Source organism: Kribbella sp. NPDC049227 (assembly GCF_043197265.1).
GTDB lineage: Bacteria > Actinomycetota > Actinomycetes > Propionibacteriales > Kribbellaceae > Kribbella.
In genome coordinates this window covers 342,284-344,254 of sequence record NZ_JBICST010000010.1, presented here as the reverse complement: position 1 = coordinate 344,254, position 1,971 = coordinate 342,284, and the positions used below count along the sequence as shown (strand labels likewise).

At 70.0% G+C, this 1,971-nt stretch carries 1 protein-coding gene; it reads right to left on the bottom strand.

Annotation, left to right across the window (positions count from 1 at the left end; all coding sequences use genetic code 11):
- Positions 1–442: 442 nt before the first annotated feature.
- Positions 443–1,873 (bottom strand): hypothetical protein, encoded by a 1,431-nt coding sequence (locus tag ACGFH6_RS40945; RefSeq protein WP_393395974.1) that lies wholly within the window; start codon positions 1,871–1,873, stop codon positions 443–445.
- Between the last annotated feature and the right edge of the window lie 98 nt (positions 1,874–1,971).

The following is a 1,971-nucleotide window of genomic DNA, read 5'->3' as shown; positions in this document are numbered from 1 at the left end:
GGGGCTTACCCGGCGCAGATCGCGCGGCTTGCTCGGCGAGGTCGGGGGGGCTTACCCGGCGCAGATCGTGCGGCTTGCTCGGCGAGGTCGGGGGGCTTACCCGGCGCAGATCGCGCGGCTTGCTCGGCGAGGTCGGGGGGGCTTACCCGGCGCAGATCGTGCGGCTTGCTCGGCGAGGTCGGGGGGGCTTACCCGGCGCAGATCGCGCGGCTTGCTCGGCGAGGTCGGGGGGGCTTACCCGGCGCAGATCGTGCGGCTTGCTCGGCGAGGTCGGGGGGCTCGCCCGGCGAGGTCGGGGGGCTCGCCCGGTGCACATCGCGCGGCTTGCCCGGCGGGGATCGGGGAGGCTCGCCCGATGGGGGTCGGCGGGGCTTGCCCGGCGGGGATCGGGGGCTGGCTCGGCGCCGGGCTTCAGGGTGGGGCTCGGCGCCGAGTGGGTGGGCTACTTGGTGGTGAGTTTGATGAGGGTTGCTGCGCCGGGGGGTAGGTCGAGGGGGGTCGGGGTTACGGGGCGGGGGGTGTAGGACTGGGTGGCTGGTTGGAAGGTTGCGACTGTGCCTACGGTCTGGGGGTTCGGGGTGATGACGGCGCGGGAGCGGGTGCTGTGGGAGCGGTTGGCGACCAGGAGCCAGCGATCGGTGGAGGCGGCGTCGCGGGAGCGGAAAGTGCCGATGACTACTGGGTTCCCGGTGACTCCGGTGACCAGGTCTGTCGGGGTGAAGCCGACTGCGCCGTTGGGTAGTGGGGTTTCGTTGGCGTGCACAACGGTCTCGGAGACGAGTGGCTTGAGTTCGCGGCCGACTTGATGGAGCCAGGTGGTGTTGATCTTGCGCGCCGCGGCGTACCGAGGTGTACGACGTCCGTCAACAGTGATCAATGCGGGACCGAAGCCCTCGCCACGGGCGGCCTCGGGCGTCCAGTAGGTGAAGTACTGAATGCCCTTCGCGCCGTACGCGAGGCTGATGTTGACCTGCCAGAGCAGTTCGGCGGCGGTCGGCTCGCGGTGACCGTTGTACGCGAGGGTCTGGATGAAGACCCACGACGGGATGTCGCCGTGCAGCGCCGCGTCGCGGACGATGGACCAGTTGTGGAAGTAGTTCGCGTCCTCGCGGCCCTCGGACAGGAGCGGATACCGATCGAAGGAGATCAGCGACGGCTTCACCACGTCGACGAAGCCGCGGTAGTACGCCGCGTCGTCGGAAGGGAAGAGGTTGATGTACGGCAACAGTTGCGGTGCCAGTTCGCGTGAGATCGCGACGGCCTTGGCCAGGGTGGCGAACCAGCCGGCGCCCGGTTCGTCGTACAGGTTGAAGCCGGCCAGGGACGAGAACGGGCCGTAGGCGTCGCGGGCGCGGGTGTAGAGGGCGCGAGCCTCGTCCGGGGTGACGCTCAGGAAGTCGGCCGTGTTGTCCGAGATCGAGAACCAGCGGGACATGTTGCGGATCTGGATGTCGTCGGAGATCAGCATCTGCAGGCCGGCGGTGCGGGCGAGGTCGAGCTGGTACTGGAAGATGTTCCCGTCGCCGGCGTAGTTGCCGGAGATGACGAAGTCGAACCCGGCGTCCTTGATCTCGGTGAACCGTTCGGCAGTGCTCGCATACGGGTGCGGCGGCCAGAACAGGCCGACCGGGAACTCCGGTCCGCCCGTCAGCGGCAGGTCGTCGGGCGACGGGATCGCCGCGGAGGCTGGGGCCGAGACAGCGGCTGACCCGGCAGTGGCAGCAGACCCGGCGGAGGCGGACGCGCCGGTGGCGGAAGCAGGAACGGCGGAAGCGGGGAGGGCGGACGCGGACGCGGCGGTGAGCGCCGTGGCGCCGGCCCCGAACAGGAGTGTGCGGCGGGAGGGGGCGAAAGCGCGGTGGGGGCTGTCCATGGTGCTCCTTCAAGGGCGGTTGACGGAGGGAGGAAATCGGGGGCGGCTGACGGAGCGAGGAAATCGCGGGCGGTTGACGGAGGGTAGAAATCGCGGGC

Bases quoted from the DNA above. Each gene is read 5' to 3' on its own strand.
- ACGFH6_RS40945 (WP_393395974.1), bottom strand. From the start codon at position 1,873: ATGGACAGCCCCCACCGCGCTTTCGCCCCCTCCCGCCGCACACTCCTG.